Genomic DNA, 14,004 nt, shown 5'->3' with positions numbered 1-14,004 from the left:
TTGATTACTTCTTCTTTTTCGGGGCGATGACCATGATCAGCTGGCGTCCTTCCATCTTAGGATGCTGTTCGACCGAACCGTACTCGAGCAAGTCACCTTCAACTCGCTTGAGGAGTTCCATCCCCAGCTCCTGGTGGGCCATCTCACGGCCGCGGAATCGCAAGGATACCTTGGCCCTGTCCCCATCACTCAGGAAACGTACCAGGTTGCGCAGTTTTACCTGGTAATCCCCTTCCTCCGTCCCTGGACGAAACTTGATTTCTTTAACCTGAATCTGCTTCTGGTTTTTCTTGGCCGCGGCAACCTGCTTCTTCTTCTCGAAGATCGATTTGCCGTAATCCATCAGTTTGCAAACAGGGGGTACTGCATCGGCGGAAATTTCCACCAGATCCAGCTTGGCCTCTTCAGCCTTAAGAAGCGCGTCTTCAATTGACACAATCCCAAGCTGTTCACCTTCAGCCCCAATTAACCGAACCTCGCGTGCCGAGATATTCTCGTTGATCGGGGCTTTCGGTGCAGCTCGTTTATCTTGTCTCATTTCACGCTTAATAGTAATTACTCCGAATCTGGGCGACCACGCCGGGAAACCGCTTGCGCGAGAAACTCAGCGAACTGGGCGACGGGCATCGAGCCCAGGTCAGCACCTTCACGAGTACGCACAGCGACAGTCTGCATCTCGACTTCCCGATCTCCGATAACCAAGAGATAGGGAACCTTGAGCAAAGTATGCTCGCGGATTTTAAAGCCGATCTTTTCATTTCTCAAGTCAGACTTGGCACGAAATCCGCTTTCATTGAGGGTTTTTTCAACCTCGGCGGCAAATTCGGCCTGTTTATCAGTGATATTCATGATCACTGCCTGGGTCGGAGCCAGCCACGCAGGGAATGCACCCTCGTAGTGCTCGATCAGGATTCCGACGAAACGTTCGAAGGATCCGAGGATCGCCCGGTGCAACATAACCGGGTGCTTGCGACTGTTGTCTTCGGAGACGTATTCGGCTCCCAGACGGACAGGCAGGTTAAAATCGAGCTGAAGGGTACCACACTGCCAGACACGGCCAAGGCAATCTTTCAGCGAGAATTCGATCTTCGGACCGTAGAACGCACCCTCGCCAGGCTGCAGATCGTACGGCAAGCCAGCGCTATCAAGGGCTGCAGCCAGTGCAGCTTCGGCGCGATCCCACAGTTCGTCGGAACCCACGCGTTTTTCCGGACGAGTGGACAGCTTCATTTCGACGTCTTTAAAGCCGAAGTCGGCATAAACGTCCATGGTCAGCTTGATGAATGCAGCGGATTCGGCCTGCATCTGCTCTTCGGTGCAGAAGATGTGGGCGTCGTCCTGAGTGAATGCGCGCACCCGCATGATGCCGTGCAGTGCACCCGATGGCTCATTACGGTGGCAAGCACCGAATTCGGCCAGGCGCATAGGCAATTCGCGGTAGCTTTTCAGGCCTTGGTTGAACACCTGCACGTGGCAAGGGCAGTTCATCGGTTTGATGGCGTAATCGCGGTTTTCCGACTGCGTGGTGAACATGTTGTCGGCGTAGTTGGCCCAGTGCCCGGATTTCTCCCATAGGCTGCGGTCAACGACCTGAGGCGTCTTGATCTCCAGGTAACCGTTGTCGCGCTGAACCTTGCGCATGTACTGCTCGAGCACCTGGTACAGGGTCCAGCCGTTCGGGTGCCAGAACACCATGCCCGGCGACTCTTCCTGGGTGTGGAACAGGCCCAGGCGCTTGCCGATCTTGCGGTGATCGCGCTTTTCAGCTTCTTCGATGCGCTGGATGTAAGCCGCCAGCTGCTTCTTGTCCGCCCATGCGGTGCCGTAAACGCGCTGCAACTGCTCGTTCTTGGCATCGCCACGCCAGTAGGCGCCGGACAACTTGGTCAGTTTGAAGGATTTCAGGAAGCGCGTGTTCGGCACGTGCGGACCGCGGCACATATCGACGTATTCTTCGTGATAGTACAGACCCATGGCCTGCTCGTTCGGCATGTCCTCGACCAGGCGCAGCTTGTAGTCTTCGCCACGGGCCTTGAACACTTCGATCACTTCGGCGCGCGGAGTGACTTTCTTGATCACGTCGTAATCTTTTTCGATCAGCTGCTGCATGCGCTGTTCGATCGCGGCCAGGTCGTCCGGAGTGAAAGGACGTTCGAAGGCGATGTCGTAATAGAAGCCTTCGTCGATGACCGGGCCGATGACCATCTTGGCCGTCGGGTACAGCTGCTTGACCGCATGGCCAACCAGGTGGGCGCAAGAGTGGCGAATGATCTCCAGCCCCTCTTCATCCTTTGGCGTAATGATTTGCAGCGTGGAATCGCTGTCGATGATGTCGCTGGCGTCGACCAGCTTGCCATTGACCTTGCCGGCCACGGTGGCCTTGGCCAGACCTGCACCAATGGATGCGGCGACCTCGGCTACGGAAACCGGATGATCGAATGAACGTTGACTGCCGTCGGGAAGAGTAATAGTTGGCATGGCGCCTCCTCTCCTAGTGGTGACCCCTACCAAAGGTCACGTGGGTTGGGATGAGCCAGTACAAGATCCGATCCAGGCCATTCAATGACGAACGCCTGCCTTACAGCGGCAGGAGCCTTGCGGCCAACCGGAAAACCGAACCAGAGTGACTGGGATTCAAATCAGGGTTATTCGCACACTTGCCGCTACCGGGACTGAAGGTCATCCGGAGCCTGCAAACGCCCGAGCGAGGCATGCTAGCACAGATGAACGGTCGTCGAGGCAACGAGGCTTTGTTCTGGGGCAAATCATGCAATTTATGCCAGAGTGCTGAACTTGAACCCCGCTTTACCCCTCAGATAACAAGACATTGACCCACAAGGAGCATCCCAGCATGCGTCTGAATCGTTTGTTCGCAGTCGTCGCCCCCATCGTTCTGCTGCTGCCACTGGCCGCCCACGCCGATTGGCCCAAGGGCGAGCGCGATAAATACATGGCTCAATGCACACAGGCTGCGACCCCGCAGATCGGCGCTGCTGCTGCGAAGTCTCACTGCGCGTGCGGTGCTGATGCGATCAAATCGTATCCGGCTGGCGACATCCAGGCATTGATGGACAACAAGGCCAGCCCAGACTTGCAACAGAAAGCACTGGGTCAGATAGCCAAATGCAAGGCCAATACACCAGTTAAAAAGTGACGAAAAAGTGCTTTTGACCCGGCCCAAAGCCGATAAAAAGTGATGCATTTGAGCCTTTTCGTACAATTTATGCAGGTTTTACAGGTTTTTTTATCGTCTTTACTTTCGGCTGAAAGCCTTGTAAAACGGGGCTTTCAGCTACATCAAGCAGCAAACGGAACGCGTCTGCAGGGCAAACAGTACGTCCGGGGGGCTCCCAAAGCGAACATTTCGACTATGATACCCCGGTGTGCCCAGTTGGCCTGAGCAGCACAGCACTACTGAAAATATATGTTTCTTGGAGATACACCATGTCTAATCGCCAAACCGGCACCGTTAAATGGTTCAACGATGAAAAAGGCTTCGGCTTCATCACTCCTCAAGGTGGCGGTGACGACCTGTTCGTACACTTCAAAGCTATCGAAAGCGACGGTTTCAAAAGCCTGAAAGAAGGCCAAACCGTTTCCTTCGTGGCTGAGAAAGGCCAAAAGGGTATGCAAGCTGCACAAGTCCGCGCTGAGTAATTTTCAGCCGCACTAAAAAAACCCCGTCCATGTGACGGGGTTTTTTATGGGTGAAGCGAAAGTCTGAAGCGATCAGCCGCAGTTGACGCGGGTAACCACCTGGCTGGCATCGGTATTCAGGTTCAGGCGATCGGAGCGGTATTCCAGCGTCACCATATCGTTAGGCGACAGGAAACGAGCGTTCTGGGCACCTGCGCGGGTGCGCGCCTGCTCCAGCAGTGCGGGCGACGCCGCTTTGCCGATGGCGAATTCGGCTGCTGTTGCCTCACAACGGCTGTGACCTGTGTCAGTCGTCGCTACAGGGTCTGTTGCCGAATCGGACGACGTGCTGCTGCAACCAGCCAGCAGAGTGACGGCGAACAAAGTACCCAATGACGCGAGCTTCCAAGGCATGAAGCCTCCTTTTTTCCAATAGTTAAGCTGAGATCTTGCGACCGCCAATCCGGCATTTGGTTTCAAGGTGAGTGCCATCAACCCGCCCTCGAACCGCACGAGCGGCGAGTTTGCCTGAGCATCGCCCTGCCGTTCATTACTCAATCGTGACTGAATATGAACAACCCTCAATAGACGTCGATGTAATCGAACGGCGGGTTCGGCCAGTTCTCTTTCAGCGCATTGAAGATCTGCATGACCCAGACCTCGTCGCTGGCCGCAACCAGTCCTACATATCCGGAACCCTTGGCCCACGTCTCCAGACGAAACAATAATCCGTCGATATCGGTGCCACCCACAACGCCCGATGAAATGTAGGCGATGCCGCCCTCGGTCACCCGCAGTTGCGTGTGCTCGTCATCATTGGCAGCGGCCAGCAGCTGGCGCACTGCCTCAAGGGTCAAGCCTTCGGGCGTGTTCAAATCGATCTGCACAGCACAGTCCTTGAAAATTCGTCAAAGACCAAGTGTCGCATAGCCCTGTTCTCATGCCTAAGTCGGAGTGCCAAACGCCGCGCAAAATGGTTAACTCGGCACTCAGACTTTTCCGACTTCACGAGCGCCATCATGACCACCGTAAACATCGACGCCAACATCACCGTCAAGTGGCCACAGGGCCACAGCTCTTACAGCCCGGGCAGCCCGGAAGAGTTGGCAATCATTGGTATCGATCTGTTGGTTAAGGCACTGGGCACTGACGCAGCCCATTCATTCATCAAGCAGGTATTCGAGAGATATCCCGCCGACCTGAAAGAGGCAGTGGAAACCGAGAGATAGTAAAAACCCGCAGGCTGGCACCTGCGGGCACGTGGCTTACTTCAGACGAGCCAGACGCTGGGTCAGCAGGTCGAAGAACCCCTGGGCGTCGCCGCTTTCAACCCAGAAAGCGTTCTTCGGCGCTTTCAGGCCGTCATACCAGTCGACAATGGTTTGACCGAAGGTCGGGCCTTCGCGGCTATCAACGACTACGTTGACCGAACGACCGGTGAACAATTCAGGCTTGAGCAGGTAAGCGATGACGGTGGCGTCATGCACCGGGCCACCAGGAATACCGTAGTGCTCCATGTCGCCTTTGACGTACTCATTGAGAATATCGCCCACCAGCTTGCTGGCATTGTTGTTGATCGCTGCGATCTGCTTCAGGCGCGCGTCACTGGTGAGGATCTTGTGGGTCACGTCCAGCGGCAGATAAGTCAGTTTCACGCCGCTTTTGAGCACCACTTCCGCAGCCTGCGGGTCAGCGAACAGATTGAACTCGGCCACCGGGGTAATGTTGCCGCCGTTGAAGTGCGCGCCACCCATGATCACCACTTCCTTGATGCCCTGAACGATTTCAGGTTCCTGGATCAGCGCCAGGGCCAGGTTGGTCTGCGGACCCAGCATGGCAATGGTGATGCTGTGGGGCTTGGCGGCCTTCAAGGTATCGATCAGGTAATTGACCGCATTGCCTTCGGCCAGGCCCTTCTTCGGCTCGTGCACGGTGACGCCCGACAGGCCTTCCTTGCCATGGATGTTCTCCGCATAGATCGGCGTGCGCATCAACGGTTTCGGTGCACCCGCGTAGACTGGCACTTCCTCGCGCCCCGCCCATTCACGGGCCAGTCGTGCATTTCGCGAAGTCTTGTCCAGACGCACGTTGCCGGCAACGGTGGTCAGCGCACGAATGTTCAGCTCTTCAGGCGACGCCAACGCAAACAGCAAGGCGACGACGTCATCGGCACCGGGATCGGTGTCGATGATCAAATCGATCTTTTCCGCCGCCTGGGCGCTCGTTGCAGTAATCAGGGACAAAAGCAGCAGACTCCGAAGCAGGTGGTGCAGTTTCTGAGCATAGCGGTGCATATCGCACTCCTTGTGCGTGGGGGAACAAATGTGGGTACAGCGCGTTAGAACGTCACCCCCGAGACCAGCACGATGTTGCAGTACGGCGCACATTCGCCTGTACGAACAATCGCTCGCGCCTGTCGGCTGAGGACTTTGAACTGATCATGGCTGAGCAGCTCACGCTGGCCCAGCGCGCCTTTGGCATTCAGCTCATCCAGCGAGCTCAAAGCTGGTGGTTGTTTGTCCAGAATTTCCTGGGCCAGCACATGGCGCTCAACCTGCATTTCGCTGAGAACGACCTTCAAAGTGCTGACGAAATCCGGAATACCCTGGGTCAGGGCCAGGTCGATCAGTTCGACGCCCGGAGGTACCGGCAGGCCGGCATCGCCGATCACGACCATATCGCCGTGACCAAGGGACGCGATCAGCCGAGACAGCGCGACGTTGAGCAAAGGTGTCTTTTTCATGGTGCTTTGAACGCCTGTACATCGGACAAGGTGGGAATCGAGGGTTGCGCGCCGGCACGAGTGACCGACAGCGCCGCGGCGACCTGGCCGAAACGGATCGCTTCAGCTTCAGTTTTCCCGGATGCCAGCGCAGCGGCGAACCCGCCAACGAACGTGTCGCCCGCTGCCGTAGTATCGACAGCCTTCACCTTCGGCGCCGGGAAATGTTCGAAGCCTGTGCCGTTGGCGAACATCGATCCTTGAGCGCCGAGGGTGATGATGACCTTGCCGGCGCCCAACGCGATCAAACGGGTTGCGGCAGTTTCGGCGGTTTCAAGGGAGTCCACCGGCAAACCGCTGAGGGCCGAGGCTTCGCTTTCATTGGGAATCAGATAATCGATGGACGCATACCAATCCGCCGGCAGCGGGCGACTGGCCGGCGCCGGATTGAGGATCACGATCTTGCCCAACTCACGACCACGTTTGAGGGCGTGACCCACCGTGGCATCCGGCACTTCCAGTTGACAAATGATCACGTCGGCCGCCTGCAATACCGCATCGAACTGGTCGATGACCTGTGGCGTCAGCGCGCCATTGGCGCCGGCAACGATCACGATTGCGTTCTGACTGTTGTCATCGACCACAATCAAGGCCACGCCGCTGGAGCCTTTCACAGTGCTGACTGCCTGGCAGTCGATCTGCTCAGCCAACAGCGCCCCGCGCAATTCTTCACCGTAAGCATCGCTGCCGACACAACCGACCATCGACACCTGCGCCCCCAGCCGCGCCGCAGCGACTGCCTGGTTCGCGCCCTTGCCGCCGGAAACCGTGGCAAACGACTCGCCGATCAGCGTCTCACCGCCACGGGGCAAACGTGGAGCCCGAGTCACCAGGTCCATGTTCAGGCTGCCTATCACCACTACTTTTGCTGGCATACATCACTACTCGTCAATTCGGTTTCAGCGGTATTCGTCGAACACACCGGCAAGCGGTGCAGTCGATTCTCGCAGGACAATACTGGGCGTCACGATCCGTTGATCGGTGGCCATGTCGGGTTTTGCGATCCGTCGCAACAGAACCTCGGCCGCCATCTCACCGAGCTGCAGGATCGACTGGCCCACGGTGGTCAGCGCCGGATAGACATAACGACTCATCTGGATGTCGTCGAAGCCGATCACCGACAGCTCGGTCGGCACACGAACATTGCGCTCGGCAGCCGCTCGCAGCACACCGATGCCGATCATGTCGTTGCCGGCGAAGATCGCACTGGGCGGGTTCTTTTCCAGCAGAATCGCGGCGGCGTTGTAACCGCCAGTGCTGGTGAAGTCACTTTCCAGCATGCGCTCGGGATGCACTTCGACGCCCGCCTCCTGCAAGGCACGGCAATAACCGGCCAGACGCATCTGCGCCACGCTGGTGCCCGCCGGGCCGCCGATGGTGGCGATGTCCCGATGGCCCAGTTCCAGCAGATGCCGGGTGGCCAGATAGGCGCCGTATTCGTGGTCGATACGCACCAGATCGGCATTCACACCTGTCAGACCGCGGTCGACGATCACCATCGGCGTGCGCACGCCCGCGAGACCTTCTGCAAGCCCCGCGTCACCGCCGGCCGAGGCCACGATCAATCCGTCGATACGTTTTTCCAGCAGCACGCGCAGGTAACTGCGCTGCTTGTCCGGGTTGTCGTCGGAGTTGCAGAGGATCACGCAATAGCCGTTACGCTCGCAATAATCCTCGATGCCCCGGGCCAGTTCGGCGAAGTACGGGTTGAGGCTGTTAGGCACCAGCAAACCGATGGTCGCCGTGGTCTTGGCTTTCAATGAGCGAGCCACGGCACTCGGTACGTAGTCCAGGGTTTTGATCGCCTCCTCGACTTTTTTTCGCACCACTTCACTGACCGGTCGGGTCTTGTTCACCACGTGGGAAACCGTGGTGTAGGAAATCCCCGCGAGTGCCGCTACATCCTTGATCGTTGCCATGACTCAGGTCCGCCGGCTTGCGCGCTGACTGCGATAAGTATCAAGCACCACCGCCACCACGATCACTGCGCCGGTGATGATGCGTTTGGTGGGCTCGGTCGCGCCGATCTGCGCCAGGCCCGCCGCCAGTACTGAAATGATCAGAACCCCGAAGAACGTGCTGATCACCGAACCACGGCCGCCCATCAGACTGGTACCGCCAATTACTACGGCAGCGATCACTTGGAGCTCCAGTCCGGAGCCAGCATTCGGGTCCGCCGCTTCCAGACGGGAAATCTGGAACAGCGCGGCAATACCGGCCAGCAGACCCATGAGACTGAATACCAGGATCTTGTAGGGTTTTGGATTGATCCCTGCCAGACGCACCGCCTCTTCGTTGGTGCCGATGCCGATCAGGTAGCGACCGAACACAGTACGGGTCAACACGGCCTGGGCGATGATGATGATCAGCAAGGCAATGATGAACGACGGCGAGATGCCGAAGGCAATCGGGTTGGACAGCCAGGCGAAGGCGTCGCCGATATAAGCAGTACGCGAACCGGTCATCTGATACGCCACGCCACGGGCCATTTCCAGCACGCCGAGGGACACGATGAACGACGGAATTCGCCACGCCACGGTGATCGATCCGGTGATGGTCCCGGCCAATGCCGCAATCGCCATCCCGAGCAGCGCTGCGGGCAGGACGCTCCAGCCCCAGCCGAGAATCGCCACGCTGACGGCCGATGCCGCGAGCGCCAGGACCGAGCCGACCGACAGGTCGATACCCCCGATGATCAGCACGAACGTCATGCCGACCGCCAGCACCATCAAATCGGGAATCTGGTTGGCCAGGGTACTGAACGTGTCATAAGACAGGAAATGGCTGCTCAATACCGAGAACAGCGCAACCATCGCCAGCAAGGCACCGGCCAGGCCCAGATAGGTGCCCAGACCGTAGAAATTGCCACTACGTTTGCCGGCGGAAGATGCAGTTTTCATGAAAGGTCCCTAGGCGCTGCTTCGTTGAGCAACGCATCACGTTTTTGGTAGCCGGCGAACGCGGCGGCAAGCAAATCATCCTGAGTCCAGCTGTCGCGCTCGAAGGTGTCGATCAGGCGCCCTGCCGACAACACGCCGATCCGGTCGCAGATCAGCATCAGCTCACGCAGGTCGCTGGACACCACCACCAGCGCCTTGCCCTGTCGGGTCAGCTCACCGAGCAGTGCATAAATGTCGAACTTGGCGCCCACATCGATGCCGCGGGTCGGTTCATCGAACAGCATTACTGAACAGTCGCGCTCCAGCCAACGGCCGATCACGACCTTCTGCTGGTTGCCCCCCGACAGCTCGGACACCAACTGCGTCGGGCTCGAACTGCGGATGCGCATGGCGTCGATCTGACGCTGGGCCAGGGACATTTCGTCAGCGTTGTTGACGATGCCGCCACTGGAAATCACCGGCATGTTGCCCAGCGCGATGTTGGCGCTGATCGATTGGGTCAGCAGTAGACCTTCGCCCTTGCGGTCCTCGGTGATCAGGGCGATGCCGTGGCCGACCGCATCAGCCGGCGAGCGAATACTCACCACTTGAGCGGGTGAACCCAGCGCGACGGTGCCGCTGTCCGCGGTGTCGGCACCGAAGATCAGACGCAGCAACTCGGTGCGCCCTGCCCCGATCAACCCGGAAATCCCGTAGATCTCACCGGCGCGGACTTCAAAGGACACGTCGCGAACTTTGTCCGAGCGGGTCAGCCCTTTGACCGTCAACGCGGGAGCGCCAATCTTGCGCAGGCCCAGGTCAATGTGTTCACCGAGTTCACGGCCAACCATCAGGGTGACCAGTTGCTCGCTGTTGTAATTGGCCATCGGCTCGACGCAGACCAGGTTGCCGTCGCGCAACACCGCAATGCGCTGGGCCACTCGCGCCAACTCTTCGAGGCGGTGGGAAATGTAAATGATCGACACGCCGCGCGCTTGCAGGCGGGTGATTTGTTCGAACAACATTTCGACTTCGCGGGCGGTCAGCATCGCGGTCGGCTCGTCGAGGATCAGCACATGACAATCACCGATCAGGTTGCGCGCGATCTCGACCATTTGTTGGTGACCGATGCCGAGTTCGCCGACCAGGGTGTCCGGGTCGATCGCGTCGAGCCCGACCTGGGCCATGGCCTCGATCGCGGCTTTGCGCAGTTGTTTGCGACTGATCCAGCCGCCATTGCTGGGCAGATTGTCGAGAAACAGGTTTTCCGCCACCGACAGGGTTGGCAACAGATTGAGTTCTTGCATCACCATGCGGATGCCCAGGTCTTCGGCCTGGGTGCGGCTGCCGGGGCGGTAATCCTGCCCCTGGAATTGCATCTGGCCGGTGGTCGGCGTGACCAGTCCGCCAATGATTTTGGACAGCGTGCTTTTGCCGGCGCCGTTCTCGCCGGTCAACGCCAGCACTTCACCGCGCATCAGCGTCAGGTCAATGCCGGTCAGGACGGGTTGGGCGTAGGTCTTGCCGATGCCGCTGACCGAGAGGACAGCGTTCGGGGCGGAAACTGACATAAAACTCTCCATGCGCTCGCCCGGACGGGCGAGCACCGTTGTGTCGCCAGAAGGGTTACTTGGTGACGAGCTCTACCGGAGTTTCGATCACGCCGTTGGTGCCGCTGTCGACCTTCTCACCCTTGATCATTTTCAGCGCAGTCTCGATACCGAACACGGCTTGCCTGGCGGCAAACTGGTCAGCGGTCGCCAGGACCCGGCCGTCTTTCAACATTGGTTTGATGGCGTTGATGTTGTCGTAACCGACCACTTGCACCTTGCCAGCCTTGCCTGCCGCACGCACGGCGGAAACGGCACCGACGGCCATACTGTCGTTACCGGCCAGCAGCGCTTTGACGTCCGGGTATTCGCTAAGAATCGAGGCGGCAACCTTGTTGCCCTTGTCGATCTCCCAGTCACCGGACTGCAACGAGACAACCTTGATCTGCGCCGCTTCCATCGCGTCTTTGAAGCCTGCGGTGCGGGCCTGGGCGTTGGTGGTGGTGGACACGCCTTCAATGATGCCGACTTCGTCACCGGCCTTCAGTTGCTTGGCCAGGTACTCGCCGACCAGACGCGCGCCTTTGCGGTTATCCGGGCCTACGAACGGGACGGTGATGTTTTTGCTTTTGACCACGGCCGGGTCCAGCTGGTTATCGATGTTGATCACGGTGATACCGGCATCGATGGCTTTTTTGATCACCGGAACCATGGCCTTGGAGTCAGCCGGCGCGATGACCAGCGCATTGACCTTGGCCAGAATCATTTGCTCGACGATGCGTGTCTGGCCAGCGGTATCAGTTTCGTCCTTGATGCCGTTGGAGATCAGTTCGAAATCGCCGGAATGGTCTTTTTGATACGCCTTGGCGCCGTCTTCCATGGTCAGGAAGAACTCGTTGGCCAGGGATTTCATGACCAGCGCGACTTTGGGTTTTTCAGGAGTCTCGGCGAAAGCCGAAGAGACAGGCAGCGCGGCGGATGCGGCGGCCAGCATAGCGACAGCAAGAAGACGTCCAGCGAATGGCAGCTTCATGGGTTCACTCCGATCTTATGATTATTGTGAGCAACGCTTGCGCTGGCGTAGGCTTCATTGCGTCCGTCAATGGTTCAAGCCATCGCGAACAGCGCGCAAACGTTTGCGTAGACCGAACTATGCGAACCCTGCTGTGATTTGTCAACGACCTGTTTTGTGTCCGGGTTGGCAAAAACCAACCCTCCACGTTAAGCCGTCGTGCTGACCAGACTGCCAGTGCCGGAGTCTTTCGCCAGTTCCGTCACCAGATTGCCCGCCACCTCGGCCAGCGCGCCATTGGTTTCGCCGATCTGCCCCTGGATCGCCATGACGACTGTGGCTTTGGCTTCCTCGGTTGGATAGGACGCCGCCTGAGCGGCTGCCAATTGCTGCTGCTGTTCGCGCAGTTGCTGTTGCAGTTCCTGCATGCGTTTGAGCAGCATCTTCACCACGATGCTGTGGGTGCTTTGGCTCTCGGAGGTGCTTTCTTCCTGAGCAGCACCACCGGTCCTGACCTGGTTTTCTTCCTTTCCAGTCAGCTGCGTCGACGTCTCTTCCGTCGCTTCATTCAAGGCATTGATCGTCGACGGCGTCTTGCCACCGATGGTGATTGCGCCCGCATTTGGAAAACCGACAGAAAAAGACATGTGAACTCCCGAAAATAAAAAATCCGTTGAAAGAGCATCGACCTGTGCGCGGGTTTCTTTAGCACGGATTTTTTATCTGGCAAGGGGATGTGTTCACCAAAGGTCGTAGGCCTTTTCGGAGAGCCGAACACGAAACCTCAACTTATTCGGAAAGCCGGACACGAGGCTGTTTAACACTGCTCGCCCATTGGATAAATATTGATATAAATCATCATGTTAAAAATTTTTCTCATTCAACGTATGGCTGGTACAGATCCTGCTCTTCACCTATACCCCAAGCGTTCAGATCTGCCTGGGGCGTATCTAGATGAACTTGCATCAGCACCGTCTCACTACTAGAGAGAAAATAATGAAATCTGCCTTCAACACTTTTATTCCGGGCGCTTTGGCCCTCCTGCTGCTCCTGCCTACCGCCCTTCAGGCAAAAGAAGTCGAAACCCAGCAGAAACTGGCCAACGTGGTGATCCTCGCCACGGGCGGCACCATCGCCGGCGCTGGCGCGAGCGCTGCTAACAGTGCGACCTACCAGGCGGCGAAAGTCGGTATCGAGCAACTGATCGCCGGGGTTCCGGAACTCAGCCAATTGGCCAACGTTCGTGGTGAACAGGTCATGCAGATCGCCTCGGAAAGCATCACCAACGACAACCTGCTGCAACTGGGTCGTCGCGTCGCCGAACTGGCCGACAGCAAAGACGTCGATGGCATCGTGATCACCCATGGCACCGACACCCTGGAAGAAACTGCCTACTTCTTGAACCTGGTTGAAAAAACCGACAAGCCGATCATCGTCGTCGGCTCCATGCGCCCGGGCACCGCAATGTCCGCTGACGGCATGCTCAACCTGTACAACGCCGTCGCCGTCGCCAGCAGCAAAGACGCCCGCGGCAAAGGCGTTTTGGTGACCATGAACGATGAGATCCAGTCGGGTCGCGATGTCAGCAAAATGATCAACATCAAAACCGAGGCGTTTAAAAGTGCCTGGGGCCCGCTCGGCATGGTGGTTGAAGGCAAATCCTACTGGTTCCGCCTGCCGGCCAAGCGCCACACCATGGACTCGGAATTCGACATCAAAACCATCAAGAGCCTGCCTGACGTCGAAATTGCCTATTCCTACGGCAACGTCAGCGACACGGCCTACAAGGCACTGGCTCAGTCGGGCGCCAAAGCGATCATCCACGCCGGCACCGGCAACGGTTCGGTTTCCTCGCGTGTGGTCCCTACCCTGCAAGCCCTGCGCAAGGACGGCGTACAAATCATTCGCTCGTCCCACGTCAACGCAGGCGGTTTCGTACTGCGTAACGCTGAACAACCTGACGACAAGTACGATTGGGTCGTGGCACATGACCTGAACCCGCAAAAAGCCCGCATCCTGGCCATGGTCGCGCTGACCAAGACCAACGACAGCAAAGAGCTGCAGCGGATGTTCTGGGAATACTGATTCACCCTCGCCTGACCGGTTCCGGCCGGGCACAGCATTAACCACTCGCCAGCCTTGGCG

General features: G+C 58.1%; 16 protein-coding genes. 4 read left to right on the top strand and 12 right to left on the bottom strand.

Annotation, left to right across the window (positions count from 1 at the left end; translation table 11 throughout):
- Nucleotides 1–4 precede the first annotated feature (4 nt).
- Nucleotides 5–556, bottom strand: coding sequence for a translation initiation factor IF-3 (gene infC / locus ACYZT6_RS08990; RefSeq protein ID WP_176469887.1), 552 nt, complete (start codon nucleotides 554–556; stop codon nucleotides 5–7).
- Nucleotides 556–2,478 (bottom strand): threonine--tRNA ligase, encoded by a 1,923-nt coding sequence (gene thrS, locus ACYZT6_RS08985; protein WP_462026564.1) that lies wholly within the window; start codon nucleotides 2,476–2,478, stop codon nucleotides 556–558. The genes infC and thrS overlap by 1 nt, the downstream gene beginning before the upstream one ends.
- Nucleotides 2,479–2,851: 373 nt before the next feature.
- Here thrS and ACYZT6_RS08980 point away from each other — a divergent pair, with 373 nt between their 5' ends.
- Together ACYZT6_RS08980 and ACYZT6_RS08975 are read left to right on the top strand one after the other, a co-directional pair.
- Entirely contained in the window at nucleotides 2,852–3,154 is a 303-nt protein-coding gene (locus ACYZT6_RS08980) for a hypothetical protein (RefSeq protein WP_462026563.1), read from the top strand.
- Nucleotides 3,155–3,444: 290 nt separating this feature from the next.
- On the top strand, nucleotides 3,445–3,657 hold the full coding sequence (locus tag ACYZT6_RS08975; RefSeq protein ID WP_007905882.1) for a cold-shock protein: 213 nt from the start codon (nucleotides 3,445–3,447) through the stop codon (nucleotides 3,655–3,657).
- Nucleotides 3,658–3,729: 72 nt separating this feature from the next.
- On the opposite strand, the gene ACYZT6_RS08970 is transcribed toward ACYZT6_RS08975, so the two are convergent.
- Both ACYZT6_RS08970 and ACYZT6_RS08965 read right to left on the bottom strand, forming a co-directional pair.
- A complete protein-coding gene (locus ACYZT6_RS08970; RefSeq protein ID WP_462029920.1) occupies nucleotides 3,730–4,050 on the bottom strand; it encodes an I78 family peptidase inhibitor in 321 nt (106 codons plus the stop codon).
- Between the two features lie 167 nt (nucleotides 4,051–4,217).
- Entirely contained in the window at nucleotides 4,218–4,523 is a 306-nt protein-coding gene (locus ACYZT6_RS08965; RefSeq protein ID WP_462026562.1) for a hypothetical protein, read from the bottom strand.
- Nucleotides 4,524–4,655: 132 nt separating this feature from the next.
- Here ACYZT6_RS08965 and ACYZT6_RS08960 point away from each other — a divergent pair, with 132 nt between their 5' ends.
- Complete coding sequence (locus ACYZT6_RS08960) at nucleotides 4,656–4,865, top strand: hypothetical protein (RefSeq protein ID WP_462026561.1); 210 nt, start codon at nucleotides 4,656–4,658, stop codon at nucleotides 4,863–4,865.
- 36 nt (nucleotides 4,866–4,901) lie between these two features.
- Here ACYZT6_RS08960 and ACYZT6_RS08955 read toward each other — a convergent pair whose 3' ends face one another.
- The 8 genes from ACYZT6_RS08955 to ACYZT6_RS08920 all read right to left on the bottom strand — a co-directional run bounded on the left by ACYZT6_RS08955 (nucleotide 4,902) and on the right by ACYZT6_RS08920 (nucleotide 12,506).
- The gene (locus ACYZT6_RS08955) at nucleotides 4,902–5,930 is read right to left on the bottom strand and encodes a nucleoside hydrolase (protein WP_462026560.1); all 1,029 of its coding nucleotides are present in this window, start codon (nucleotides 5,928–5,930) and stop codon (nucleotides 4,902–4,904) included.
- Nucleotides 5,931–5,974: 44 nt separating this feature from the next.
- Nucleotides 5,975–6,379, bottom strand: a complete 405-nt coding sequence (gene rbsD / locus ACYZT6_RS08950; protein ID WP_109633142.1) for a D-ribose pyranase — start codon at nucleotides 6,377–6,379, stop codon at nucleotides 5,975–5,977.
- On the bottom strand, nucleotides 6,376–7,293 hold the full coding sequence (gene rbsK, locus ACYZT6_RS08945) for a ribokinase (protein ID WP_462026559.1): 918 nt from the start codon (nucleotides 7,291–7,293) through the stop codon (nucleotides 6,376–6,378). The genes rbsD and rbsK overlap by 4 nt, the downstream gene beginning before the upstream one ends.
- Nucleotides 7,294–7,317: 24 nt before the next feature.
- On the bottom strand, nucleotides 7,318–8,337 hold the full coding sequence (locus ACYZT6_RS08940; RefSeq protein ID WP_462026558.1) for a LacI family DNA-binding transcriptional regulator: 1,020 nt from the start codon (nucleotides 8,335–8,337) through the stop codon (nucleotides 7,318–7,320).
- A 3-nt stretch (nucleotides 8,338–8,340) separates the two neighbouring features.
- A complete protein-coding gene (locus ACYZT6_RS08935; RefSeq protein WP_010455954.1) occupies nucleotides 8,341–9,318 on the bottom strand; it encodes an ABC transporter permease in 978 nt (325 codons plus the stop codon).
- Nucleotides 9,315–10,868 carry a sugar ABC transporter ATP-binding protein gene (locus ACYZT6_RS08930; protein WP_462026557.1) on the bottom strand — a complete coding sequence of 518 codons (1,554 nt, stop codon included), beginning with the start codon at nucleotides 10,866–10,868 and terminating at the stop codon, nucleotides 9,315–9,317. Before ACYZT6_RS08930 ends, ACYZT6_RS08935 begins: the two co-directional genes overlap by 4 nt.
- 55 nt (nucleotides 10,869–10,923) lie before the next feature.
- Entirely contained in the window at nucleotides 10,924–11,880 is a 957-nt protein-coding gene (locus ACYZT6_RS08925; RefSeq protein WP_462026556.1) for a substrate-binding domain-containing protein, read from the bottom strand.
- Nucleotides 11,881–12,068: 188 nt separating this feature from the next.
- Nucleotides 12,069–12,506, bottom strand: coding sequence for a hypothetical protein (locus tag ACYZT6_RS08920; RefSeq protein ID WP_462026555.1), 438 nt, complete (start codon nucleotides 12,504–12,506; stop codon nucleotides 12,069–12,071).
- A 349-nt stretch (nucleotides 12,507–12,855) separates the two neighbouring features.
- On the opposite strand from ACYZT6_RS08920, the gene ACYZT6_RS08915 reads away from it, so the two are divergent.
- Nucleotides 12,856–13,944, top strand: a complete 1,089-nt coding sequence (locus ACYZT6_RS08915; protein ID WP_462026554.1) for an asparaginase — start codon at nucleotides 12,856–12,858, stop codon at nucleotides 13,942–13,944.
- The last annotated feature ends 60 nt before the right edge of the window (nucleotides 13,945–14,004 follow it).

Source organism: Pseudomonas sp. RT6P73 (assembly GCF_054897715.1).
This window is presented reverse-complemented; position numbering and strand designations above follow the sequence as displayed.

Excerpts from the sequence above, each read along its gene's own strand:
- ACYZT6_RS08940 (WP_462026558.1), bottom strand. The coding sequence starts at position 8,337 with ATGGCAACGATCAAGGATGTAGCGGCACTCGCGGGGATTTCCTACACC.
- rbsK (WP_462026559.1), bottom strand. The coding sequence starts at position 7,293 with ATGCCAGCAAAAGTAGTGGTGATAGGCAGCCTGAACATGGACCTGGTG.
- ACYZT6_RS08930 (WP_462026557.1), bottom strand. The coding sequence starts at position 10,868 with ATGTCAGTTTCCGCCCCGAACGCTGTCCTCTCGGTCAGCGGCATCGGC.
- ACYZT6_RS08960 (WP_462026561.1), top strand. The coding sequence starts at position 4,656 with ATGACCACCGTAAACATCGACGCCAACATCACCGTCAAGTGGCCACAG.
- ACYZT6_RS08915 (WP_462026554.1), top strand. The coding sequence starts at position 12,856 with ATGAAATCTGCCTTCAACACTTTTATTCCGGGCGCTTTGGCCCTCCTG.
- ACYZT6_RS08935 (WP_010455954.1), bottom strand. The coding sequence starts at position 9,318 with ATGAAAACTGCATCTTCCGCCGGCAAACGTAGTGGCAATTTCTACGGT.
- ACYZT6_RS08955 (WP_462026560.1), bottom strand. The coding sequence starts at position 5,930 with ATGCACCGCTATGCTCAGAAACTGCACCACCTGCTTCGGAGTCTGCTG.
- thrS (WP_462026564.1), bottom strand. The coding sequence starts at position 2,478 with ATGCCAACTATTACTCTTCCCGACGGCAGTCAACGTTCATTCGATCAT.
- ACYZT6_RS08925 (WP_462026556.1), bottom strand. The coding sequence starts at position 11,880 with ATGAAGCTGCCATTCGCTGGACGTCTTCTTGCTGTCGCTATGCTGGCC.
- ACYZT6_RS08975 (WP_007905882.1), top strand. The coding sequence starts at position 3,445 with ATGTCTAATCGCCAAACCGGCACCGTTAAATGGTTCAACGATGAAAAA.
- ACYZT6_RS08970 (WP_462029920.1), bottom strand. The coding sequence starts at position 4,050 with ATGCCTTGGAAGCTCGCGTCATTGGGTACTTTGTTCGCCGTCACTCTG.
- rbsD (WP_109633142.1), bottom strand. The coding sequence starts at position 6,379 with ATGAAAAAGACACCTTTGCTCAACGTCGCGCTGTCTCGGCTGATCGCG.
- ACYZT6_RS08980 (WP_462026563.1), top strand. The coding sequence starts at position 2,852 with ATGCGTCTGAATCGTTTGTTCGCAGTCGTCGCCCCCATCGTTCTGCTG.
- ACYZT6_RS08920 (WP_462026555.1), bottom strand. The coding sequence starts at position 12,506 with ATGTCTTTTTCTGTCGGTTTTCCAAATGCGGGCGCAATCACCATCGGT.